Below are 18,212 nucleotides of genomic sequence, written 5' to 3' on the forward strand. Positions count from 1 at the left end.
ATTTAATTTTGACTGGGGCATTTTTTTCATCTGAATTTAATACGTGAGAGAATAAAGAAAAGATGGATTAACAATGGTTGTCAACTTGAACGGTTTTCTGGCTGAACCATATATCCAGTTTCTGTTGTAGTTTATCGATACCGATTTTTTTCGGGGTCGAGAAATATTCCACTTGAATATCCCCATTAAGCGTCAGCAGGGCGTCACGGACCTTATTCAGTTGACCTTTACGGGCGCCCGATGCCAGTTTGTCGGCTTTAGTCAACAACACCATAACTGGTACCTGCATTGCGACTGCCCATTGGATCATCTGTTGATCAAGATCTTTCAATGGGTGACGGATATCCATTAGCACGACCAGCCCGATCAGGCATTCACGTTTTTGCAGATATTCACCCAATGCTTTTTGCCATTTGCGTTTCATCTCTTCCGGTACTTCGGCATAGCCATAGCCTGGTAAGTCAACCAAGCGAATACCTTCTTCTACCTCGAATAAATTGATTAATTGAGTTCGACCGGGCGTTTTACTGGTGCGGGCGAGGCTTTTCTGTTTCGTCAGAGCATTCAGAGCGCTAGATTTACCTGCATTTGAGCGACCGGCAAACGCGACTTCAATGCCCATATCTTGAGGCAGATAGCGAATATCAGGTGCGCTCGTGATAAAACGGGTCATATGATAGTTGTGGTTTTTGATGGTCAAAATGATTATCTCCCTGAGAAATGCACTGAATATATGGCAGAGGAGATTATACCGATAGCCACTGTTGGTTGACAGGATTAAAAATAATGACATATTTCTGATGGGTTGAACCGAGCTTGCTATTTTGTTACCGATGACGATCCGGTTTGTGAAATAAAATCTAACTTATTATTGAAAGGATGAATTTTTCTTCAAAGCCCCCGTCGATTGATAGCGTAAATGTAGGTAAATATTGAGCACGATGTTGAAGAGATTATTAGAATTGATTTAGTTTGTGTTGTTGACCTTAATAATATAGGAACCCAGAATGTTTAAACGTATTTTAGTAGCACTTGTAACTGCATATTCTCTGAGCGCAATGGCGCCTCTGGCTTTGGCTGCGGGAGATACCCATGTGAAGCTGATAACAACGGAGGGTAATATTGAACTGGAGTTAAATAACCAGAAAGCGCCAATTACAACGAAAAACTTTATTGAATACGTCAATGAGGGTTATTACAACAATACAATCTTCCATCGGGTAATCCCTGGATTTATGGTGCAGGGTGGCGGTTTTACCAAAGATTTGCAGCAGAAAGCGACTAAAGCCGCTATTAAAAATGAGGCAGATAATGGGCTGCGTAATTTACGCGGAACTATCTCTATGGCGCGTACCGCCGATAAAGACAGCGCTACCAGTCAATTTTTTATTAATGTAGCAGACAATGCTTTCCTTGATCATGGCCAGCGTGACTTTGGTTATGCAGTATTTGGTAAGGTCGTAAAAGGCATGGATGTTGTGGACAAAATTTCTCAAGTCAAAACGGAAAACGTTGGTCCATATCAGAATGTACCGGTTAAACCTGTTGTTATTCTGTCTGCGGAGATTATTCCTTAATTTTTTTCTATCACTTGGGCTGTGGCAGTTTCTGGTCTTCCGGTTAACTCTCATCAGATTAATAAACTGGCCTGCATTAAATGAAGGCCAGTTTCGCCGTTATTCATACATCTTTTGGGTAAATTCTTTATTTACTTCGGTTCGTGGATAATATCGGTCTTTGTAACATTTTTTCTCTTTACTCTCACAATGTACCCCATTACTTAAAGTGTAAGATGAAAAGTCGATATCTTTTCCATCACCAAACTCTTTTTTCAGGCGTTGTACCGCTTTTTTTCCTAAATACTTTTCGGTTAATTTTAGCGATAGCCCTTGTTGATCAGAGCAATATTTTCCTTTTTTATCACAAACCACCCCTTTTTCTGGGAAGAAAATGTTGGCAGTTTTAGTAACAGCCAGCGTGGGGAAGGATAGTAAAAAAAGAGATGCTATAATCAGTTTTGTCTTCATAACAATTACCTTTACTTATTGAATATCGAAATAGAGCATATGTTTTGTCGGGTATGAGAGTAAGTTGATTGAGGAAAAAGCAGCCATTGATTTTGTTGTACTATGCTACAAATATTGATGTGCTATGATAGCCGCCCCGTTGTCGCGAGGCCGTTTTACCTGGAGCCAGTTGTGCAGGATAAACAAATTGCAGGAGTGGCAGGGCAACAAATACAGCGATAAAAATGAGTAGGATAGACTCCTATGTTACTAATAATAGATAACTATGATTCTTTTACATATAACTTATATCAATATTTTTGTGAATTGGGTACAGATGTTTTAGTTAAGCGCAATGATGAATTGCAACTTGAAGATATTGAGAGATTGATGCCTACTCATTTGGTGATTTCCCCAGGCCCTTGTACCCCAAATGAGGCAGGAATTTCTCTGGCTGCGATTTCTCATTTTTCGGATAAATTGCCGATTCTTGGTGTTTGCCTTGGACATCAGGCAATTGGGCAGGCGTTTGGCGCCAGAGTGGTGAAAGCCAGGGAAGTGATGCATGGAAAAACTTCTGCTATTCACCATAATCAGCAAGGTGTGTTCAAAGGGCTTAACCGGCCATTAACTGCGACTCGTTACCATTCGTTGGTGATTGCCGCGGAGACATTACCTGCCTCATTTGAAGTCACCGCATGGAGCCAGCATAACGGCAACGTCGATGAAATTATGGGCATTCGTCATCGCACTTTACCGCTGGAAGGGGTGCAGTTCCATCCTGAAAGTATTCTCAGTGAACAAGGTCACCAGTTACTGAGCAACTTTCTGAGATATTAACCAGATATCATAATTTCTTCATTTATCCATCTTTTTCATTTGCCCATCTTTGATTTTTTATGCATATTCAGTGAGTATAATTTCACTTCTGAATGGTGTATATATAAAAAACAGGTGGGAAAATGAAGGGGCATACCGCAGTAGATAGAAACACATACGATCAAGTTATGTTGCCGATTTATTCACCAGCACAGTTTATTCCGGTGAGAGGGCAAGGTAGTCGCGTATGGGATCAGCAAGGGAAAGAGTATATTGACTTGGCAGGGGGAATTGCTGTTGTAGCTTTGGGCCATTGTCATCCTGCGTTAGTGGATGTTTTGCAGCAGCAAGGGGAGAAACTTTGGCATATCAGTAATATTTTCACCAATGAACCCGCTTTGATTCTGGCGCAGAAACTGATTGATGCGACTTTTGCTGAGCGGGTATTTTTTGCCAACTCAGGAGCGGAAGCGAATGAAGCGGCATTTAAGCTGGCTCGTCACTATGCCATTACGCGTCACAGTCCTTATAAAACCAAAATTATCGCATTTCATCAGGGTTTTCATGGTCGCACCTTATTTACTGTCTCCGTGGGTGGTCAGCCAAAATATGCTGATGGTTTTGGGCCAAAACCCGCTGATATTATTCATGTGCCTTTTAATGATTTAGACGCAGTGAAGGCTGTCATAGATGACCATACTTGTGCTGTTGTATTGGAGCCTGTTCAAGGAGAAGGGGGAGTCACACCGGCAGCACCGGCATTTATTCATGGGTTGCGTGAGCTTTGCGATAAGCATCAGGTGTTGTTGGTGTTTGATGAAGTGCAAAGTGGAATGGGGCGTACCGGTAAGCTATTTTCTTATATGCATTATGATGTTACGCCGGACATCATGACCACAGCAAAAGCATTGGGAAATGGCTTCCCTATCAGCGCTATGCTGACGACAGAGAATATTGCGTCTGCGATGACGCCGGGAACTCACGGTACAACTTATGGCGGTAATCCGTTGGCTTGTGCAGTTGCAAATGTTGCTTTTGATATTATTAATACGCCAGCGGTTCTGGAAGGCGTTGAAAAACGCCATAATTTGATGGTGAATTTTCTGAATGATATCAATCAGAAATATTCGATATTTGGTGAAATTCGTGGAAAGGGGCTGCTGATTGGTGCGGAACTCAAAGCGCCGTATCAGGGAAAAGCTAAAGATATTCTGCAATTGGCGGCTGAAAATGGCTTAATGTTGTTGAGTGCGGGTGGTGATGTACTGCGTTTCACGCCTTCATTGATTATCAGTGAAGAAGAGCTTGCTCAGGGCATGGAACGGTTGGAGCAGACAATTAGCCAGTTGGTGTAATTAAGCACAAGAGAAATCAGCGCAGGATTATGCGCTGATTAATCAAGCGTTAACGTGTACCGTAAACAACGATAGTTTTACCATGTGCGGAGATCAAGTTTTGATCTTCTAGCATTTTCAGAATACGACCAACTGTTTCGCGGGAACAGCCAACAATCTGACCAATTTCCTGACGCGTGATTTTGATTTGCATTCCGTCCGGGTGGGTCATTGCATCTGGTTGTTTCGCCAGATTCAATAAAGTTTGGGCAATCCGGCCGGTAACATCTAGGAAAGCCAGATTACCGACTTTCTCAGAAGTTGTTTGCAAACGGTTTGCCATTTGGGCAGATAAACGCATCAAAATATCCGGGTTTACCTGAATCAGTTGACGGAATTTTTTATAGGAGATTTCAGCCACTTCACAGGCGCTTTTGGCCCGTACCCAGGCTGTACGCTCTTGCCCCTCTTCAAATAATCCAAGTTCACCAATGAAATCCCCCTGATTTAAATAGGAGAGGATCATCTCTTTACCTTCTTCATCTTTAATCAAAACTGCAACAGAGCCTTTTACGATGTAGTAAAGCGTCTCTGCTTTTTCGCCTTGATGAATAAGCGTACTTTTAGATGGATATTTATGAATATGGCAGTGTGACAAAAACCATTCAAGAGTCGGGTCTGTTTGTGGCTTGCCGAGAACCATTCGTTTCATCCTCTGTTGTTATCGCTGCCTAAATAACACGAGAATCTAAAAGTTTCTCGTCAGGCTGGCTTATAAAGACACTAGCTTAACATATTAGTTTGCTGAAAAACCGATAGGTAAGGGTTTTATATAGGTTATTTGAAATTTGAACCTTAGAGTATTGAGCTTAACCTATAACCCGGCCCGCTTCTTTTTTTAACACAGGAAAAGGCTTCTGTCTTGTCTTGTATTGTTTCAGCATAATAAACTGCTCATTAGATTGCCAGTTTAATACTGAAAGAGTAGGCTTGGATGCAAAGAACGACTTAAGAGGTATTTATGCAAGCGCGGGTAAAATGGGTTGAAGGATTGTCTCTTTTGGGGGAGTCATCTTCTGGTCATCAGATCATGATGGATGGTAATGCCGGCGATAAAGCGCCAAGCCCAATGGAAATGGTATTAATGGCAGCCGGTGGTTGCAGTACGATTGATGTCGTTTCTATTTTGCAGAAAGGCAGGTATGACATAAGAGATTGTGAAGTAAAATTAACTTCCCGCCGTCGTGAAGAGGCGCCACGCTTGTTTACTCATATTAATCTGCATTTTATTGTTACGGGCAAGGATTTAACAGATAAAGCGGTTGAACGTGCCGTCATGCTGTCCGCGGAAAAATATTGCTCTGTTTCATTGATGTTAGGGAAATCAGTTGAAATTACCCACAGTTTTGAAATTAAAGGTATAGATTGAGAAATTATTTCTTGATTAAGAAATAACAGCAGGTAACTAATATTTCAGTTACCTGTTTTCTTAACTGAAAAATATAAGGCGTAAATTTTAAGTGCCGGATTTTCTAAATTTATCTCAGACGTTGATTAACAAATCTTTTCCCCTTCCAGCAGTCGCTGTACCAATGGCGTCATAATTAATTCCATTGCTAATCCCATTTTTCCGCCGGGGACCACGATGGTATTAATGCTTGAAACGAATGAGCCTTGTAACATTGCTAACAAGTATGGGAAATCAATTTGAGTCAGATCACGGAAACGGATGACAATGAAACTTTCATCCAATGATGGAATGGCTTTAGCTGAAAATGGGTTGGATGTATCAACGGTAGGGACACGTTGGAAGTTGATATGTGTTCGTGAGAATTGTGGCGTAATGTAGTTGATATAATCATCCATAGAACGCACGACGGAATCCATCACGGCTTCCTGTGAATGCCCCCGTTCTCCGGTATCGCGGATGAGTTTCTGTATCCATTCAAGGTTGACAATCGGCACGACGCCCACCAGCAGATCAACATGGCTGGCGACATTATGCTGTGGTGTGACAACACCGCCGTGCAGACCTTCATAAAACAGCACATCGGTCTGCTTGGGTAAAGATTCCCACGGCGTAAATGTACCGGGGAGCTGGTTGTAAGGGACGGCGTCGTCATAGGTATGAAGGTACTTGCGCCGGCGGCCTTCACCGGTTTCACCATAGTCAATCATGGTTTTTTCCAGCATGCCAAAATCATTGGCTTCCGGCCCAAAATAACTGATATGTCTGCCTTGCTCTTTGGCTTTACGGATTGCGGCATCCATTTCAGGACGGGTGTAACGGTGGAAACTATCTCCTTCTATCTGTGCTGCGCTGATGTTAAGTTGCTGGAAAATCTTACGGAAAGCTAAACTGGTGGTGGTGGTTCCGGCGCCGCTGGAGCCGGTAATTGCAATAATCGGATGTTTGGCGGACATACAGTAAACTCCATAATATTAAGGATGGAACATTTCTTTTGGCACAATATTGATGCTCTCATGCAGTTCAGACCACACTAGCATAACATCTCCCCGTTCCAACTGACGGCGTATGTCAGCGACCTTCTGCTCCAGCGATTTTTCATCTTCGCCATAGTCAGTGCCTTCCCGCAGGACAAAGCTCTCTATCAAATTTAGCAGAGTTTCTGGTTCCAGTTGTTGCCACGGAATAATCATTGTGGTTGCTCCAGATAAGATGACAGCCAATTTGGGATGCGTTGTTCCAGCCACATTTGTGGTTTCTTCAACGAACCGCTGACAAAGCCGACATGTCCACCATATTCTGTCGTTTGGTATTCAATATTTTTGGGTAACATTTTGAGATCAGGGACAACTTCCGGCGCCATAAAGGGATCGTCTTTAGCATGAATAATCAGCAGCGGCACAGTAATATCAGGCAGACGCGGCAGAGCGCTGCACTGGCGGTAGTAATCCGCTGCATTTTTAAAGCCGTGGATCTTTGCGGTCACAATTTCATCAAATTCTCGAATGTGTTTCAATCTTTTTACCTGAGACAGATTAATGGGGAGTGAACCGGGGTAGCGTAATAGTTTGCGGGTGGCATTACGTTTCAGGCTATTCAGTAAATAGCGTTCATAAACTTGAGAAAATCCTTTTTCTATCCGCAGGGAACAGGCTTCCAGCATCAAAGGGGCGGAAACAATGACGGCAGCATTGATCTGGGCGTTTGTTTTTTCTTCTGCCAGATAGCAGGCTAGCATATTACCGCCGACTGAATAACCTACGGCTGAGGTGGGAGCATCACCGTAGGTCTGTTTTAACCAGCTCAGAAAATAGCGGGCATCGTTTGTTTCGCCAGAATGATAGAGACGTTTTTGGCGGTTCGGTTCGCCACTGCATCCGCGAAAATGCATGACAACGCCAAGCCAGCCTTTTTCCTGGCAGATATGAAGCAAACCGTGGGCATAAGGGCTGTGAAAACTGCCTTCCAGACCATGAAACAGGATCAGTCGTGGCTTATGTGCTGCGGTGGCGGGATCTTCACTCCACGCCAGATCAACAAAATCGTTATCCGGTAAATTAAGTCGTTGCCAATAGGGTTGCAGTTCAGGATACCGCCGCACCAGACGCGGGAGTAGTGTCTGCAAATGCGGATTACTGGCTCCGGTGAGAGGACGAAAGATATCAGTCATAATGGTTTCGAGTTAAATTGATTAGTTATCTTGTATGGTGAATAACATACTGATATTTTCTGTTAAAGGGAAACGCCATTATTCAGGATGAAAGGTAACTCTTCATGACAGCAAGCCTGATTTTTTCATTAACAACTTTTTTGTTTATTTCTGCCATTACGCCGGGTCCAAACAACATGTTGCTGACTTCATCAGGTGCTAACTTCGGCTTTATCCGCTCTTTGGGGTTGCTCTTTGGCGTTGTTCTGGGCATGCAGACGATTTTATATCTGGCTGCTTTCGGAATAGCGGCATTGCTATTGATCTATCCTGCTATTCACACGGTGATGAAAATTGCAGGTAGCCTCTATTTGCTATGGTTAGCATGGAAAACGGCAACAGCCAGTTACCGGCGTCTGGATACCAAAGATAGCGCGGTTATCAAGCCAGTGCGCTGGTATCAAGGTTGGTTATTGCAGTTTTTGAATCCGAAAGCCTGGCTGATGGGGTTAGGCGCGGTTGGCAGCTACAGTATTGCCGGTGAGCACTACCTCTATTCCATCATCGTGATCAGTATTGCGGTGATGTTTATTAATTTCTTGTGCGGCATGGTGTGGGCGGGTTTTGGTTCGCTGATAGGGACGTTACTCCGTAGTCGCAATGCTTGGTTTATTTTCAATATTATGATGGGCATATTGACGGCAACTTGTGTGCCATTGATTTGGCTTGGGTAATTCAGGTAGCTAATTGCGTTTTTCGTTATAGAAAATATTATTTTATTCTTTTTTACTTTGGCAAATATCTACAACACTTATTCTGATGTCCCTCGTCTTTTTTATGACATTGGAGGTATTTAAGTGGGTAGATCCGCTCTTGTGGTTTATCTTTTTTTTCTGGTGCTTTTGCTGCTGGTTCCTGTTGTTCAGGCGAGCAGCCAGCAAGTAACGATTGCTTATCAAACTTCACCAGAGCCGGCAAAAGTTGCTCAATATAACGGCGATTTTGCCCGACAATCTGGGGTTGATGTTCAATGGCGGAAATTTGACAGCGGTTCTGCTGTGCTGCGAGCATTAGCTTCTGGTGATGTGCAGATAGGCAATATGGGTTCTAGTCCGTTAGCGGTTGCTGCCAGCCAAAAATTGCCGGTAAAAATTTTTCTCATTGCTTCCCAGTTAGGGCGATCGGAAGCACTGATTGTTAATCAAAAAATCACTGAGCCTTCTCAGCTTATCGGCAAGCGAATTGCTGTTCCTTTCATTTCTACTGCCCACTACAGCCTATTGGCGGCATTGCATCACTGGCAGATAGATTCAAAGCTGATCAAGATTATTAATCTACAACCACCAGCGATTGTCGCCGCATGGAAGCGCGGCGATATTGATGGTGCTTTTGTCTGGTTACCTGCCGTGAATGAATTAGCTGCAACAGGTCGTGTACTGACTGATGCCGCACAAATTGCTCAATGGGGAGCGCCAACGCTGGACGTATGGGTTGTCCGTAATGATTTCGCGGAACAACACCCTGCATTGGTCACGATGTTCGTGAAAAGTGTACTGGATGAAAATCATCGCTATCTCACTTCTCCTGAAAAATGGCTAGCAAATAAAGAGAATATTGCAGCGGTATCGAGACTGAGTGGTCTATCGGAGGACAAAATCAGTCAATGGATACTCACCAATCGTTACCTGAATGCTGATCAACAGTTGAATTTATTAGGGACAGAGATGGAGAAAGTCGTTCGTGATACGGCTAAATTTCTGCAACAGCAAGGTAAAGTTTCACAGGTTGCTGATAATTATCAGAATTATGTGACAGATAAATTTATCAAGGATATCGTTTCATCAACCACGGCAGGAGGGAACGATGCTACAAATTAGTGGCTTAACAGCCAGATATCAGGACGAAGAAGTGCTTCGTGATATTAGTTTTGATATTACCGCCGGGCAATTTGTAGTGATCCTTGGGCCATCCGGCTGCGGCAAAACAACCTTGTTGAATCTGATTGCGGGTTTTCTTACGCCTTGCTCCGGTGATATTTGGCTGAACGGTAAACCAGTAACTGGCCCCGGCATAGAACGCGGTGTGGTGTTTCAACATGAGGGATTGATGCCGTGGCTGAATGTGTTGGATAACGTGGCTTTGGGGCTGAAATTTGCCGGGGTTCCTAAAAAACAGCGATTGGAGACTGCCCGGCAAATCATTCATCAGGTTGGTTTGAGTGATTACGAAGATAAATATATTTGGCAACTGTCTGGCGGCCAGCGACAGCGGGTAGGTATTGCGCGTGCACTGGCGGTGGAGCCTCAACTATTACTGCTGGATGAGCCGTTTGCAGCGCTGGATGCTTATACCAGAGAACAGATGCAGGAGCTGCTGCTGACTATCTGGCGTGACAGTAAAAAACAGTGTTTGTTGATTACTCACGATATTGAGGAAGCCATATTCATGGCAAATGATCTGTATTTAATGGAATCTTCGCCGGGAAGAATTGTTGAACGGATTACCCTCGATTTTGGTCAACGATTTGCTGATGGGGAATGTAGCCGCAGCATTAAATCTGATCCCAATTTTATTATCTGCCGTGAATATGTGCTGGAACGCGTGTTCAGATACCGGAGGGTTTTGGTATGAACCTTTATCAAGAGCGGGAAATCGGAGTGGTGACCCTGCTGAAAAATAGTAAAAGACGTTTTAAACCGATTCCTGTTGGGGTGCTATGGCGATTGGTTACCGTTGTTACTTTATTATTTATCTGGTGGCTGGTGACAACATTTGGCTTGATTGAATCCGTATTATTACCGGCGCCGGGTCAGGTGGTACATCAACTAATGACCGCAGCGAGTGAGCAAGGGTTTATGGGGGCGACGTTATGGCAACATTTAGCAGCCAGTCTGAGCAGAATGTTGCTGGCTTTATTAGCCGCGGTAGCCATTGCTATTCCGGTAGGAATAGCAATGGGACTGAATGAAAAAATTCGGGCGGTGATAGATCCTTTGATTGAGCTGTACCGACCTGTTCCACCATTAGCTTATTTACCCTTGATTGTTATCTGGTTTGGGATTGGAGAAACCTCAAAGGTTTTACTGATCTGGCTAGCAATTTTCGCGCCGGTTACCTTGTCTACCGTGGTGGGGGTACAGAATGTTGAGCAAGTGCGAATAAGAGCTGCACAGGCGTTGGGCGCCAGTCGCTGGCAATTGCTGAAACACGTAATCTTTCCTAATGCCTTGCCGGAGCTATTGACAGGTCTGCGTATCGGCCTTGGCGTTGGTTGGTCAACTTTAGTCGCCGCAGAACTGATTGCCGCCACACAAGGGCTAGGCTTTATGGTGCAATCGGCGGGTGAGTTTCTGGCAACCGATATGGTGGTGGCGGGTATCATTGTCATTGCATTGATTGCATGTGGCTTAGAGTTGGGATTGCGGGCCATTCAACGTCACTTAATGCCGTGGCATGGAGTAAACCGTCATGAATGAACGTCTGAAAATTATCCCATTAGGACCTTATATTGGCGCGCTTGTGGAACAGACCAATCTCACTAAACCGATGACAGATATTCAGTTTGAACAACTGTATCATGCGCTGTTAAAGCATCAGGTATTATTCTTTCGTAATCAACCTATTACGCCAATACAGCAACGTGATTTGGCAGGCCAATTTGGTGATTTACATATTCATCCGGTTTACCCTCATGCACCAGAAAGTGAAGAGATTATTGTTTTGGATACCCATGATAACAATCCGCCTGATAATGATAACTGGCATACGGATGTGACTTTCATTGAAACACCACCGATGGGCGCGATTCTCGCGGCTAAAAAGGTTCCGCCGTTTGGTGGAGATACGCTGTGGTGCAGTGGTATAGCTGCGTTCGAAGCATTGTCAGAGTCTTTCAAAACATTGCTGATAGGGCTTGAGGCGGAGCATGATTTCACTAAATCTTTTCCTGAACATCGACATCGCAGCTCTCAAGAGCTACATCAGCGTTGGTTAGCGGGTAAAGAGAAAAACCCGCCTCTGTTACATCCAGTTGTCAGAACACATCCCGTTTCTGGTCGTTTAGCGCTGTTTGTTAATGAAGGCTTCACCACCCGGATTGTTGGTCTCAGTGATAAGGAGAGTGAAGCGATTTTGAACTTTCTATTTGCTCATGTTACTAAACCTGAGTTTCAGGTACGTTGGCGCTGGCAGGAGGATGACATTGCTATTTGGGATAACCGGGTGACTCAGCACTATGCTAATGCGGATTACCTGCCTCAGCGCAGGATTATGCACCGAGCGACGATTCTGGGTGACAAGCCACGTTATTTTTGTGAGGCCAATGAAAAAGTGAGTTGATAGCGAATGAAGGGAGTCATTCGCTATCATCAGGTTAAATCGACATTCTTACTGCCAAATAGCAAAGTCATGACAAAGCCGCTGATATAAGCAACCACTAGCCCGGCGGCATACACTGCCATTCCGACAAAAATGCCGCTGTTCGAGGTCATCAGTGGCAGTGCTACCAATCCAGATGGACCAAAAACCGTATTCAGCCCAACAGGTAATCCCAAATAAGCCGCCAAACCGATAAAGAAACCACCGGCGGCACCGCCCAAACAGGCGGTGATAAAGGGTTTAATCCGTGGAAGTGTAACACCGTAAATCAAGGGTTCACCGATGCCGAGGAAGCCTGGAATAATGGCGCCTTTTATCTGCGTGCGTAGCAGAGAATCTTTTTTCGCTTTGACATACAGCGCCAGCGCGGCGCCAACTTGTCCGCCGCCTGCCATTGCAAGAATTGGAAACAGAGAATTAAAGCCTTGTGCGTCCATGAGAGCGAAATAGACCGGAACAAATCCCTGATGAACGCCAAACATAACAGCGAGTAAAAATAGTCCTGCCAATATCGCCGTACCAAAAGGATTGCCGTTGAGATGAAGAAACAACCATGACATACCGCTAAACAGATAACTCCCCAAAGGCATGATAAGGATGAAAGCAATGGCTCCCATGATTAGCAGAGTAATAGCCGAAGTGAGGATCATATCCAGATTATCTGGAATGATTTTACGAACTTGTCGTTCTACCCATGCTCCCAGAATAGCGGCGATAAGAACGCCGATAATATTGCCGCGTGGATCGATACTGTAGCCAAAGAAAGTAGAAATACCTGAATAGAAACCGCTGGTGGCGTCTGGGTTATAACTGAGTACGAACAGCGAAGCGATAATGGCGCCGTTTATTCCTGATCCACCAAATGCTTTTTGCGTGTTATAACCGATCAGAATACTTAGAAAGCTGAACATACCTTTACTGAAAACTTTCATATAGCCGATGATTTCAACTAAAACAGTATTAGGGCGCTCAACGCCTTGAATGGCTATTTGTTCAAGTAAAGTGGCAAAGCCGAGAAGCAGACCAACGGCAATAAAACCGGGGATCAGTGGAGTAAAAATAGTGGCGAATTTGGTCAGGAATTTGTGTACAGCACTCACCTGCTTCTGTTTAAGCTGCTTTTTATTGGCAGAAGCAATATCGGTTAAATCAGTTCCGCTTGGTTTTGATTGTTCTGTATGAGGAAAAGAATTTAGCAATTCATTCATTATTTCAGCCGCCGCTTGGGCTTTTCCCGGCCCGAGCACAATCTGCAACTGATTGTCGCTTTCGATAATACCTAACACATTGGGGATCTGTTTTAACGCGGTTTTATCCACTTGCGTATAATCATGCAATGTCAATCGCAGGCGGGTCATACAGTTGCCGCATTGCGCCACATTATCTGCATTGCCGATAGCTTTAAGGATCTGGGCAATGACTGTCTGATTAATTTTAGCCATTTTCTTACTCCTTCTCAGCAGGGAAGTCGTTACCGAACGGCTGAGATCGTCGGTCGAATAAAACCGTGATGTTTTTCCAGCAAAACCTTTGCTTGTTGAGCGCTGACTCCAGCCAGAATCATCACAATAGCGGTTTTACAATGTCCATCACATTCAGCTAGGGCCTGTTCAGCTTGTTCACGATTGCATTCTGTGGCGGCCATAACGATATTTTTCTGCCTTTCAACCAGCTTGGCATTCGTCGCTTCTATGTCCACCATCAGGTTGCCATAAACTTTACCTGTACGGATCATAGCGCCGGTGGTCAGCATATTCAGAATTAGCTTTTGTGCTGTACCGGCTTTCATTCGTGATGAACCTGTGACGATTTCCGGCCCAACTATCGGTGTAATGGCGATATCGGCTGTTTGTGTCATCGGGCTTTCCGGGTTACAGCTAATGCAGGCAACGGCGGCGCCAACGGATTTCGCATACGCCATTGCACCCAAGACATAAGGTGTGCGGCCGCTGGCGGCAATGCCAACCAATACATCTTTTGAGTTAAAGTTTAGCGCTTGAAGATCATTTGCGCCCAGTTGTTGGTTATCTTCTGCATTCTCAACCGCATGTAGAATGGCCTGATGCCCTCCGGCAATTAACCCAACCACCTGTTCCGGTTTGGCGCCATAAGTTGGAGGGCATTCACTGGCATCCAAAATCCCTAACCGGCCCGATGTACCGGCGCCGATATAAATTAAACGTCCTCCCTGACGGAATGCTGCGGTAATTTTATCTACCGTTTCAGCGATCTTCGGCAAAGTTTGCTCTACCGCCAGTGCGACTTTTTTATCTTCATTGTTAATTAGTTTTAGCATTTCAAGGGTTGGCAAAGTATCAATGTTGGCACTGGCTGGATTGCGGCTTTCGGTTATCATGTTGCTGAGATTGATTTTCATATTATTTTCCTAAAGGAATATAAAAGGCAGATAGCATGAATGTATCAAGATTTAAGGTATTGATTATAGTGTTGATGCTCCTATGTTGATGGCTGTGATAGTTCAACCTACGAATAAACCTTATACCCCTCAACATTCAGGGTTTACTGTACCAGTTCCGATTGAGGTACGGGTAACCGGTTCTTGAAGTTGCTGACAGCCGAGTTCTGCCGGGATAGGCATTGCCTTTGATCATCTGAATATTGTGACCTCACGGCAATTGTGCCACAGGCTGTGGCACAATTGCCGACAGATTATTGACAAAGTGCTGGTTTTCTATCTGATATGTTGTTCTAAATTAAGTTTCGCTCACCAGACAGAGCTTATAGACATGTTAAAAATATCTCATTTGTGAATGATCAAATTGGCCTGGTGGGGAAAATAGGTCTGAATATTTTTCACAATGAAAAGAACAAACCTCGCTATTTTAAACGAGGTTTATCAGCGGTCTGAACATATATATTTATATATGCTTAATTTGGTTTGTTTTTAATAAACTCTATCATCCCATATACTATAGGCAGATGTGCCGGCGGTTATGTGATTCCAGGATATAGATCTATATTTGAGAAAGACTTTTTCGTAAGGCATCATTTCATTATTATTTATTGAATTCGGGTAGACGCAAGAAATATCAACAATACTCGCTTCTATTAATTTGACCTCATAGAAAAGTTCTAATTGTCCAGCGAGATTTGTTCTGTAAAAGAAGAAAATCGCATTCAGTAGTTCGTTTGAAGATATTGCGGCTGCTAACAGCGGGGATGATTTATCTATTGGCTTGATAAATTGTATCGGATGATGAGCGACATTTTTTTCGCGAGTTATCGAGTGATTTAAATTCAATACCTGTATTTGATCTTCGTGCCCCTTTTGGTATCGGTTTCCTATAGAATCTAGCATTGAGCAACCAGCAGAAATTAAACCTTGTTTCTTACCATCTAAAGATAAATAAATTATGTGTGACATAAGTAATTACCATACAAATTCTTTAATTGAATTACCTGAGACTGTATGACCAGGCGGTGAAAGTACGACCTTAACACTAAAATATAAAGAAATTAATAGTTCAATGTTGAATTTTTTTTCTTTAAGGATAGTAATAGTGATATAAAAAACGGGCTTGAAATTTTTTGCTATTATATAGTCGACATGGCTATTTTTTATGTAATATAGTGCTACACCTGAGCTTTTAATTGTTAATAGGATTAGCCGTATGAACGATAGAGATAGAGAACAGTTATTACAGCAACTCACTGACGTATTAGTGAATAGCCCGTTAATCCCAGAAGAAAAATTGGCAATGATGATGATGCAGTGTTTTAACCTATTGCTGTCAACGCAAGCCTGTGCGATCGACATGAAGATTTCAGATGGCCGGGTTCTTTCACTCAAATTGGAAACTCCGGCGGTTAAACACTAATGCGATGATTTTAAGAATATGGAAAGGGCTTCACAATGACATATAAAAAGTACAACCCCTCTTGGGAGGGTTGTATGGGGGATTTCCTGAGAGGTCATGTTGGGACTAACCAATTAAAACCTCAGCATGAATTCTTTGATGCTATTGGTCTCGAGAAGCAGTTAAGAGAGAATACAACCTATATTGCGCTGTTATCGTTAGATGAAGCGAAAGATGTTCTGGAAGATATTGATTCGCCACAACCCAAAAGTCCATTTATAAAGAAAATATTTGAGATTACCGATCCAATATCGCCATATGCAGGTAACATACATGATTCTTTTGATCTTTTTAATGTTATAGGGGAATTTAAGAAATTAGGGATTAAAGCGACAGAGTATGTTGGTAAAGACGGGAATAGATATATCAAAATATCAGGTTATGCGGGAGTTAGGAAAATCATCACTGCTTCAAGATATAAAGCTTCTAACATGAAGGTGATATCTATGGGGATTGGGCAGCAAGGACTGAATAGTGGCATAGTTAAGGGAATGAAATTCAGTATATTCTTTTCTGCCGCTTATCGAACGGTTGAGCTTATATTTAAGGACGAATACACTCTGGCTGATTTTCTAGGTAATATTGCGGTAGATTTGGCTAAGACAGTAGTAGTAGCTTTTGCTTCTTGGGTTATTGGGTCTTTGGTAATGACTGTATTTGCCGCTGGTGCTAGCGTAGTTGTTGTGGCTGCTGCTGTATTTCTTATAGGTGTAGGTGTTACTATTGCGCTTGATTATATAGATAAAGAATATAAAATTAGTGAAACTGTTATTAATTTAATTAAAAAAGAAATGAAAAGAAAACCAAGAACTCCAGAAGTTGATCTCAACAGGGTTTTTTATAATTGGGGGAGATATGGAAAGTAATAATAAGATAATACACATTATTTGCGCAATTTTCATATTGTCTTTAATGTCGTTTTCTATGTTTATAGTAAGTAAATATTTGCTTTCGTTGATTTTAATGGATGAAAAAATAACATTTTCAGGTGGTGTTGTGATGTTTTTTTTTTCATTTCCTTTTATTTTTTATTTTGTGGTTTCGGCTGTTTATCTTTCTTTAGCAAAGCGTTATCCAAAGAATCATGACGCCTATGTGAAATATTTATGTGTGGTAGCTATTGTTTCAGTTTTTTTGAGTTTTCCTGTCTCTTTTTATGTGGACTATAAACTGAAAAGTGATGACTATTTGGTATGCCCAAGAATATCCTGGATGTCGCCGAATACCTATGTAAAAGATGTTAAGCTATGTGATTGATATTTTTTATTTAGTTTATTCATAATTGGGGGCAGTATGGGAGATAAAAAAAAGATTATATATATCATCGGTGCTCTTGCTATTTTTATCTTGATGTCATTCGCTTTCTTTTTGACAGGAGAAAATTTAGTCTCTTTAGTTAAAATGGATGAGAAAATAACATTCTCAAGTAGTGTTATTATTATATTCTTTTTTTCTCCTTTGGTTTTGTATTCCTTATTCTTTATTATTTTTGTCAGTATAACTGGTCATTATCCTAAGTATCATGATAATTTTAATAAATATTTTGGAACGATAGCCATTATTTCACTTTTTTTAAGTTTTCCTACATCTTTGTATGTGAATTATAAGTTAAAAAGTGATGGTTATTTAGTATGTCCAAGAATATCTTGGAAGTCGCCTAATACTTATGTGAAAGATATTAAGTTATGTGATTGATATGAGTGATATGTTTGTGGATAGTAAAGAAAAATAATTCATATTATTTTGGCGATTTTTGTATTGTCCTTGGTATCTTTGGGTATGTTTGCTTCTGTTGATAGTCTATTTTCATTGATTACAATGGCTGAGGTAATCTCTTTTTCCAATGGAATAATAATTGCATTTTTTTCTTCCCATTGGTTTTTTATTTCTTGGTTTGTTCTATTTATTTAAATTTAACAGCGCGTATCCAAGGTATCATGATTCTTATGTTAAATATCTTGGTGTGATAGCTATTGTTGCGTTTTTTTGAGTTTTCCTATATCTTTTTATGTGAATTATAAACTGAGGAGTGAGAATTACTTGATATGCCAAAAGATATCTTGGATGTCACCGAATAAATATGTAAAAGATATTAAACTGTGTGATTGATATGAGTGATATATTTGTGGATAATAAAAGAAAAATAGTACGTATTATTTGCGCAATTTTTTCATTGGTTTT

At 42.1% G+C, this 18,212-nt stretch carries 23 protein-coding genes; 14 read left to right on the forward strand and 9 right to left on the reverse strand.

Features of this window, described 5'->3' with window-relative positions; all coding sequences use genetic code 11:
- Positions 1-67: 67 nt before the first annotated feature.
- Positions 68-700, reverse strand: a complete 633-nt coding sequence (yihA, locus tag TI10_RS14675) for a ribosome biogenesis GTP-binding protein YihA/YsxC (RefSeq protein WP_049584128.1) — start codon at positions 698-700, stop codon at positions 68-70.
- A 307-nt stretch (positions 701-1,007) separates the two neighbouring features.
- On the opposite strand from yihA, the gene ppiA reads away from it, so the two are divergent.
- On the forward strand, positions 1,008-1,577 hold the full coding sequence (gene ppiA / locus TI10_RS14680) for a peptidylprolyl isomerase A (protein WP_049584129.1): 570 nt from the start codon (positions 1,008-1,010) through the stop codon (positions 1,575-1,577).
- A 99-nt stretch (positions 1,578-1,676) separates the two neighbouring features.
- On the opposite strand, the gene TI10_RS14685 is transcribed toward ppiA, so the two are convergent.
- Positions 1,677-2,027, reverse strand: coding sequence for a YcgJ family protein (locus TI10_RS14685; protein ID WP_049584130.1), 351 nt, complete (start codon positions 2,025-2,027; stop codon positions 1,677-1,679).
- A 243-nt stretch (positions 2,028-2,270) separates the two neighbouring features.
- Between TI10_RS14685 and TI10_RS14690 the strand changes: the two genes are divergently transcribed.
- Together TI10_RS14690 and argD are read left to right on the forward strand one after the other, a co-directional pair.
- Positions 2,271-2,846 carry an aminodeoxychorismate synthase component II gene (locus TI10_RS14690; protein WP_049584131.1) on the forward strand — a complete coding sequence of 192 codons (576 nt, stop codon included), beginning with the start codon at positions 2,271-2,273 and terminating at the stop codon, positions 2,844-2,846.
- 122 nt (positions 2,847-2,968) lie between these two features.
- Positions 2,969-4,180 (forward strand): bifunctional acetylornithine/succinyldiaminopimelate transaminase, encoded by a 1,212-nt coding sequence (gene argD / locus TI10_RS14695; protein WP_049584133.1) that lies wholly within the window; start codon positions 2,969-2,971, stop codon positions 4,178-4,180.
- A 49-nt stretch (positions 4,181-4,229) separates the two neighbouring features.
- Here the strand turns inward: argD and crp are convergent, their stop codons facing one another.
- Positions 4,230-4,862 (reverse strand): cAMP-activated global transcriptional regulator CRP, encoded by a 633-nt coding sequence (gene crp, locus TI10_RS14700; RefSeq protein WP_010848517.1) that lies wholly within the window; start codon positions 4,860-4,862, stop codon positions 4,230-4,232.
- 318 nt (positions 4,863-5,180) lie between these two features.
- On the opposite strand from crp, the gene TI10_RS14705 reads away from it, so the two are divergent.
- Positions 5,181-5,588, forward strand: a complete 408-nt coding sequence (locus tag TI10_RS14705; RefSeq protein WP_049584135.1) for an OsmC family protein — start codon at positions 5,181-5,183, stop codon at positions 5,586-5,588.
- 125 nt (positions 5,589-5,713) lie between these two features.
- Here the strand turns inward: TI10_RS14705 and TI10_RS14710 are convergent, their stop codons facing one another.
- Genes TI10_RS14710 through TI10_RS14720 form a run of 3 tightly spaced genes read right to left on the reverse strand, consistent with a single transcriptional unit; the run spans position 5,714 to position 7,797 of the window.
- Positions 5,714-6,583 (reverse strand): phosphoribulokinase, encoded by an 870-nt coding sequence (locus tag TI10_RS14710; RefSeq protein WP_049584136.1) that lies wholly within the window; start codon positions 6,581-6,583, stop codon positions 5,714-5,716.
- A gap of 18 nt (positions 6,584-6,601) precedes the next feature.
- Entirely contained in the window at positions 6,602-6,820 is a 219-nt protein-coding gene (locus TI10_RS14715; protein WP_049584138.1) for a YheU family protein, read from the reverse strand.
- A complete protein-coding gene (locus TI10_RS14720; RefSeq protein ID WP_049584139.1) occupies positions 6,817-7,797 on the reverse strand; it encodes a hydrolase in 981 nt (326 codons plus the stop codon). Before TI10_RS14720 ends, TI10_RS14715 begins: the two co-directional genes overlap by 4 nt.
- A gap of 104 nt (positions 7,798-7,901) precedes the next feature.
- Here TI10_RS14720 and TI10_RS14725 point away from each other — a divergent pair, with 104 nt between their 5' ends.
- From TI10_RS14725 to tauD, 5 genes are all read left to right on the forward strand, one after another.
- Positions 7,902-8,510 carry a LysE family translocator gene (locus TI10_RS14725; protein WP_049584140.1) on the forward strand — a complete coding sequence of 203 codons (609 nt, stop codon included), beginning with the start codon at positions 7,902-7,904 and terminating at the stop codon, positions 8,508-8,510.
- 123 nt (positions 8,511-8,633) lie between these two features.
- Positions 8,634-9,653 carry a taurine ABC transporter substrate-binding protein gene (gene tauA, locus TI10_RS14730; RefSeq protein ID WP_175445368.1) on the forward strand — a complete coding sequence of 340 codons (1,020 nt, stop codon included), beginning with the start codon at positions 8,634-8,636 and terminating at the stop codon, positions 9,651-9,653.
- Positions 9,640-10,407 (forward strand): taurine ABC transporter ATP-binding subunit, encoded by a 768-nt coding sequence (gene tauB, locus TI10_RS14735; RefSeq protein ID WP_049584141.1) that lies wholly within the window; start codon positions 9,640-9,642, stop codon positions 10,405-10,407. Before tauA ends, tauB begins: the two co-directional genes overlap by 14 nt.
- Positions 10,404-11,252 (forward strand): taurine ABC transporter permease TauC, encoded by an 849-nt coding sequence (gene tauC / locus TI10_RS14740; protein WP_049584142.1) that lies wholly within the window; start codon positions 10,404-10,406, stop codon positions 11,250-11,252. The genes tauB and tauC overlap by 4 nt, the downstream gene beginning before the upstream one ends.
- Entirely contained in the window at positions 11,245-12,114 is an 870-nt protein-coding gene (gene tauD / locus TI10_RS14745) for a taurine dioxygenase (protein WP_049584143.1), read from the forward strand. Before tauC ends, tauD begins: the two co-directional genes overlap by 8 nt.
- Positions 12,115-12,143: 29 nt before the next feature.
- Here tauD and murP read toward each other — a convergent pair whose 3' ends face one another.
- The 3 genes from murP to TI10_RS14760 all read right to left on the reverse strand — a co-directional run bounded on the left by murP (position 12,144) and on the right by TI10_RS14760 (position 15,538).
- Positions 12,144-13,595: a PTS N-acetylmuramic acid transporter subunit IIBC gene (gene murP / locus TI10_RS14750; protein ID WP_049584144.1), complete on the reverse strand. Its 1,452-nt coding sequence runs from the start codon at positions 13,593-13,595 to the stop codon at positions 12,144-12,146.
- Between the two features lie 29 nt (positions 13,596-13,624).
- Positions 13,625-14,530: an N-acetylmuramic acid 6-phosphate etherase gene (gene murQ, locus TI10_RS14755; protein ID WP_049584145.1), complete on the reverse strand. Its 906-nt coding sequence runs from the start codon at positions 14,528-14,530 to the stop codon at positions 13,625-13,627.
- 528 nt (positions 14,531-15,058) lie between these two features.
- Complete coding sequence (locus tag TI10_RS14760) at positions 15,059-15,538, reverse strand: Hcp family type VI secretion system effector (protein WP_049584146.1); 480 nt, start codon at positions 15,536-15,538, stop codon at positions 15,059-15,061.
- A gap of 247 nt (positions 15,539-15,785) precedes the next feature.
- Here TI10_RS14760 and TI10_RS14765 point away from each other — a divergent pair, with 247 nt between their 5' ends.
- The 5 genes from TI10_RS14765 to TI10_RS26495 all read left to right on the forward strand — a co-directional run bounded on the left by TI10_RS14765 (position 15,786) and on the right by TI10_RS26495 (position 18,140).
- On the forward strand, positions 15,786-15,992 hold the full coding sequence (locus TI10_RS14765) for a hypothetical protein (protein WP_049584147.1): 207 nt from the start codon (positions 15,786-15,788) through the stop codon (positions 15,990-15,992).
- Between the two features lie 35 nt (positions 15,993-16,027).
- The gene (locus tag TI10_RS14770) at positions 16,028-16,897 is read left to right on the forward strand and encodes a hypothetical protein (RefSeq protein WP_074525076.1); all 870 of its coding nucleotides are present in this window, start codon (positions 16,028-16,030) and stop codon (positions 16,895-16,897) included.
- Entirely contained in the window at positions 16,887-17,288 is a 402-nt protein-coding gene (locus TI10_RS14775) for a DUF1240 domain-containing protein (protein WP_049584148.1), read from the forward strand. Before TI10_RS14770 ends, TI10_RS14775 begins: the two co-directional genes overlap by 11 nt.
- Positions 17,289-17,324: 36 nt before the next feature.
- A complete protein-coding gene (locus tag TI10_RS14780) occupies positions 17,325-17,726 on the forward strand; it encodes a DUF1240 domain-containing protein (protein WP_049584149.1) in 402 nt (133 codons plus the stop codon).
- A 291-nt stretch (positions 17,727-18,017) separates the two neighbouring features.
- Entirely contained in the window at positions 18,018-18,140 is a 123-nt protein-coding gene (locus TI10_RS26495; RefSeq protein WP_336431714.1) for a DUF1240 domain-containing protein, read from the forward strand.
- The last annotated feature ends 72 nt before the right edge of the window (positions 18,141-18,212 follow it).

This window comes from Photorhabdus luminescens subsp. luminescens (assembly GCF_001083805.1).
Lineage (GTDB): Bacteria > Pseudomonadota > Gammaproteobacteria > Enterobacterales > Enterobacteriaceae > Photorhabdus > Photorhabdus luminescens.

Bases quoted from the DNA above. Each gene is read 5' to 3' on its own strand.
- ppiA (WP_049584129.1), top strand. From the start codon at position 1,008: ATGTTTAAACGTATTTTAGTAGCACTTGTAACTGCATATTCTCTGAGC.
- TI10_RS14685 (WP_049584130.1), bottom strand. From the start codon at position 2,027: ATGAAGACAAAACTGATTATAGCATCTCTTTTTTTACTATCCTTCCCC.
- TI10_RS14690 (WP_049584131.1), top strand. From the start codon at position 2,271: ATGTTACTAATAATAGATAACTATGATTCTTTTACATATAACTTATAT.
- argD (WP_049584133.1), top strand. From the start codon at position 2,969: ATGAAGGGGCATACCGCAGTAGATAGAAACACATACGATCAAGTTATG.
- crp (WP_010848517.1), bottom strand. From the start codon at position 4,862: ATGGTTCTCGGCAAGCCACAAACAGACCCGACTCTTGAATGGTTTTTG.
- TI10_RS14705 (WP_049584135.1), top strand. From the start codon at position 5,181: ATGCAAGCGCGGGTAAAATGGGTTGAAGGATTGTCTCTTTTGGGGGAG.
- TI10_RS14710 (WP_049584136.1), bottom strand. From the start codon at position 6,583: ATGTCCGCCAAACATCCGATTATTGCAATTACCGGCTCCAGCGGCGCC.
- TI10_RS14715 (WP_049584138.1), bottom strand. From the start codon at position 6,820: ATGATTATTCCGTGGCAACAACTGGAACCAGAAACTCTGCTAAATTTG.
- TI10_RS14720 (WP_049584139.1), bottom strand. From the start codon at position 7,797: ATGACTGATATCTTTCGTCCTCTCACCGGAGCCAGTAATCCGCATTTG.
- TI10_RS14725 (WP_049584140.1), top strand. From the start codon at position 7,902: ATGACAGCAAGCCTGATTTTTTCATTAACAACTTTTTTGTTTATTTCT.
- tauB (WP_049584141.1), top strand. From the start codon at position 9,640: ATGCTACAAATTAGTGGCTTAACAGCCAGATATCAGGACGAAGAAGTG.
- tauC (WP_049584142.1), top strand. From the start codon at position 10,404: ATGAACCTTTATCAAGAGCGGGAAATCGGAGTGGTGACCCTGCTGAAA.
- tauD (WP_049584143.1), top strand. From the start codon at position 11,245: ATGAATGAACGTCTGAAAATTATCCCATTAGGACCTTATATTGGCGCG.
- murP (WP_049584144.1), bottom strand. From the start codon at position 13,595: ATGGCTAAAATTAATCAGACAGTCATTGCCCAGATCCTTAAAGCTATC.
- murQ (WP_049584145.1), bottom strand. From the start codon at position 14,530: ATGAAAATCAATCTCAGCAACATGATAACCGAAAGCCGCAATCCAGCC.
- TI10_RS14760 (WP_049584146.1), bottom strand. From the start codon at position 15,538: ATGTCACACATAATTTATTTATCTTTAGATGGTAAGAAACAAGGTTTA.
- TI10_RS14765 (WP_049584147.1), top strand. From the start codon at position 15,786: ATGAACGATAGAGATAGAGAACAGTTATTACAGCAACTCACTGACGTA.
- TI10_RS14770 (WP_074525076.1), top strand. From the start codon at position 16,028: ATGACATATAAAAAGTACAACCCCTCTTGGGAGGGTTGTATGGGGGAT.
- TI10_RS14775 (WP_049584148.1), top strand. From the start codon at position 16,887: ATGGAAAGTAATAATAAGATAATACACATTATTTGCGCAATTTTCATA.
- TI10_RS14780 (WP_049584149.1), top strand. From the start codon at position 17,325: ATGGGAGATAAAAAAAAGATTATATATATCATCGGTGCTCTTGCTATT.